General features: G+C 45.0%; 4 protein-coding genes. 2 read left to right on the forward strand and 2 right to left on the reverse strand.

Annotated features, from left to right (window positions below; genetic code table 11):
* Window positions 1-566: response regulator (locus HQK80_15925; GenBank protein MBF0223681.1), on the forward strand; the 566-nt coding region annotated here is incomplete at its 5' end.
* A gap of 685 nt (window positions 567-1,251) precedes the next feature.
* The gene (locus tag HQK80_15930; protein ID MBF0223682.1) at window positions 1,252-2,310 is read left to right on the forward strand and encodes a phosphoribosylformylglycinamidine cyclo-ligase; all 1,059 of its coding nucleotides are present in this window, start codon (window positions 1,252-1,254) and stop codon (window positions 2,308-2,310) included.
* 24 nt (window positions 2,311-2,334) lie between these two features.
* Here the strand turns inward: HQK80_15930 and HQK80_15935 are convergent, their stop codons facing one another.
* Window positions 2,335-2,844, reverse strand: a complete 510-nt coding sequence (locus tag HQK80_15935) for a MogA/MoaB family molybdenum cofactor biosynthesis protein (protein ID MBF0223683.1) — start codon at window positions 2,842-2,844, stop codon at window positions 2,335-2,337.
* A 42-nt stretch (window positions 2,845-2,886) separates the two neighbouring features.
* Window positions 2,887-3,744, reverse strand: an 858-nt coding sequence (gene fusA, locus HQK80_15940) for an elongation factor G (protein ID MBF0223684.1), incomplete at its 5' end; no start/stop codon positions are given.

The raw sequence follows: 3,744 nt of genomic DNA on the forward strand, positions 1-3,744 counted from the left end.
TATCCCTTAAAATTTATAAGAGCCATATTCCTATTATTGCCTTGACTGCGAATGCCATGGTCAAAGATCGGGAAAAATGCCTTGAGGCAGGCATGGATGATTATGTGGCAAAACCATTTGAGGAAGAAGAAATCTATCGTGCATTGAACATCATTTTCCAAAAGGGGGGCCAGGCTTCTCTCCCGACTAAGAAGTCCGCTTCCACTTCCCAAAACGGTTCATCGGAGAAAAAAACTGTCTCCCTGTCTTCGATCAGAAACCATCTCACATCAAAGTACAAATTTCCCCAATCAAAAATTGATTTTCTCGTTCAGGGTATACAAAAACCAATGATTAAGAATTTTGCTGATGCAGAAAACGCTCTGCAACAAAAAAATTATCCGGAACTCATGAGAGCAGCCCATACGATCAAAGGCGCTCTGCTCGGTCTCGGTATTGATGATTGGGCTGAACTGGCATTGAGCATTGAAAAGGCTGCCAAAGACGAAAAAAACATCGACTTTCGTTTGTACTTGGATGAGTTGCGGAATGGCCTCGCCCCTTTAATCGACGAATCACGGGATTAATTTTACTCTGACCCTATTTATTTCCTATTTATTACTCTATTTATTACTTATATTACTATTTTTGAACTCCAAATTGCCATTATAGACCCTCAAAAGGCCTATTTCCGACAATGATTTGTTATGTTTTCAAATACTTAGCGTGGCCCGACCCCATTCTGCTACACCATTCTGCTACACGATGTCAAGACAACCGATATGTACACCCATGTAATGGATAAAGACATTTCGCGCCTCACCAGCCCCCCCCTGGAGGGTTTTGGGCTATATGCCGTTGGCCTGGGTGCCATGGCCAGCGTCGAAAATCACTACGGCGTCGTGATCCTATCTAAAAACCAATAAAAATTGGTTACTTTCAATCTGAAATTTTGTCAATCTAAAAGAGCCCGGCCATGATATTCGATATAAGGGCCGCTGTGATCCTGTGATCGTGCCTTTAAGGCCCATTAATGCAAGGGGCGACATGCGGCCAGCTGGCAACGTTTTATGGGAGTTGTTTCGAAAATAGTGATACATAGTAGTGTTTTTGGCAGAAGCTTAGACTGGTCACAGTAAATTACAAATTGACTTTTTACCTGAGTGGGATTAATAGAAATGTTTGCTTTATTGAATACAAAAAGTGAAGCATCATAAATAACCTCACTCTACGCATAGCAATTCCAATATTATCTAAAAACAAAAGAAGATTATGACTGAGAAAAAAGTTTCGCGATATGCTGAATCCGGCGTTGATATTGACAAAGCAAATGATTTTATTGATAAAATAAAGCCACTTGTGGCAGCAACCTTCCAACGTGGTGTGCTTACTGGAATAGGTGGTTTTGGCGGGCTTTTCGCCTTGGGTGGTGACCGCTATAAGGATCCTGTTTTAGTGTCGTCAACCGATGGTGTGGGCACCAAACTGAAGATTGCCGAACTGTGTAATAAGCATGATACTATTGGTATTGATCTGGTGGCAATGTGCGTGAACGATATAGTTGTTTCCGGAGCTCGGCCGCTGTTTTTTCTGGATTATCTGGCGGTTGGTCATCTTAATGTTGAGCAGGCCACTGATGTGGTCAGAGGGATTGCTAAAGGCTGTGAAATCTCGAAATGCTCCCTTATTGGTGGTGAAACAGCGGAGATGCCGGGCATGTATTCAAAAGGCGAATATGATCTTGCCGGTTTTACGGTTGGTATCGCTGAAAGAAATGAACTTATTGACGGCTCGGAAACCAAGGTTGGAGATAAGCTTATAGGGCTTGCCTCAAGCGGCATCCACAGTAACGGCTACTCTCTGGTCAGAAAAATCTGTTTCGAGGAGTTGGGACTTTCGGTGGAAGATCATGTTGAAGAACTCGGGTGTACCTTGGGCGAGGAGTTGCTGCGTCCCACCCGGATTTATACTGAAACTGTTTTGAATCTGATTAAAAATTTCAAGATCCGTGGAATTGTGCATATCACCGGCGGCGGATTTATTGATAATATCCCGCGTGTTCTGCCGGCGGGCTGTAAAGCTGTTCTTAACTGCAAGGCCTGGCCCCAAATGCCGATCTTTGATTTTCTACAGAAAAAAGGGAACGTTTCTGCCGAGGAGATGTGCCGTACTTTTAACTGTGGTATTGGAATGGTGTTGATTGTCGGGGATAAAAAAGTTGATGATATAATGCTTCAGTTGGCGGCCTTAGGTGAAACGGCCTATGTCATTGGTGAAATTGCAGCCAGAAAGGGCAAGAAGAGTTCTCAGGTTGAAATTGCCTGCCAGTAAGGCGCTTGTTCCCCCCCCCTTCCTTTAGCCGCAATCCTCAGTACTACCCTTAATTTTATCAATTGCGTGAGGCAGTGTATCAAGCACTGCCTCAATGTTTTCTCTGGCTGCCTTCAGACTGCCGGGCAGATTTACGATCAGGCTCTTCCCGCGAACTCCTGCTTTACCTCGTGACAGCATTGCTCGCGGGGTGATCTTCATACTTGCTGACCGCATAGCCTCGCTGATTCCTGGAATCTCTTTTTCCAGGACATCATTCATTGCCTCGGGTGTCACATCGGTGGGGCTGAGGCCGGTTCCCCCAGTTGTCACAATAAGATCGATTTTTTTTAGGTCGGACCATTCAATAAGAGTTTGTGTGATGGTTTCATGGTGGTCGGCAATGATTTTGTAAGCGGTATTGGTGAAGCCGGCGGCTTCTAGAATCTCAATGAGCAAAGGGCCGCTGGTATCAGTTCGTAAACCTTGAGAGCCTTTGTCGCTCAGGGTAAGTACTCCGCAAGTAAATGAATATTTGGTTTTGTTTATTGCCATAGTATAGTTTTCGCTTTGGGCTGTCTTACGAGCTCCCCTTTCTCAAGGTTGCTCTTTTGAGGCGGCAATAATGGCATCGGTAAGATGGGCTGGAACCTCCTCGTAATGAGAGAATTCAGTGCTGAAGAATCCTCGGCCGCTGGTAATTGAGGTAAGGTCGGGGGCGTATTCCAGAATCTCAGACATAGGTACTTGGGCGGTAATTACTTCAAGTTTTGCCTCAGAATCCATGCCCATAACCTTGCCGCGACGGCTGTTAATATCTCCGATAACATCACCAACGCAGTCTTTAGGGATCTGGACGGACATGTTCATGATTGGCTCGAGGAGCACGGGATTGGCCTCCAGAGCACCCTTTTTAAAGCCCATGGATCCGGAAATTTTAAATGCCATCTCTGAAGAGTCCACATTGTGAAATGATCCGTCGAAGAGACCAACTTTTACGTCAACAACAGGGTAGCCGGCCAAAATTCCATTTGCCATAGCCTCTTGGATGCCTTTGTCCACAGCAGGAATGTACTGTTTCGGAATCGCTCCACCGATAATTCGGTCTTCAAACTCATAACCACCGCCATGTGGAAGTGGTTCAATGTCAAGCCAGTTGTCGGCGTATTGTCCTTTTCCGCCAGACTGCTTTTTATGTTTGTACTGAACCTTGGTTTTTCCTTTAATCGTCTCCTTGTATGGTACCTTGGGGAGTTCGAGCTGCATATTGACACCAAATTTGCGTTTAATTATTTCACCGACAATCTTGAGGTGAATCTGGCCAACACCAGAGATTAGAATCTGGTGGGTCTGAGGCTCCCTGGACAGCCTTAAGGTAGGGTCCTCATCAAGCATCTTGGTAATTGAAGAGATAAGTTTGTCCTCATTCTCTTTTTTCATAGCGGAGACGTCATA

This window comes from Desulfobulbaceae bacterium, assembly GCA_015231515.1.
Taxonomy (GTDB): domain Bacteria; phylum Desulfobacterota; class Desulfobulbia; order Desulfobulbales; family VMSU01; genus JADGBM01.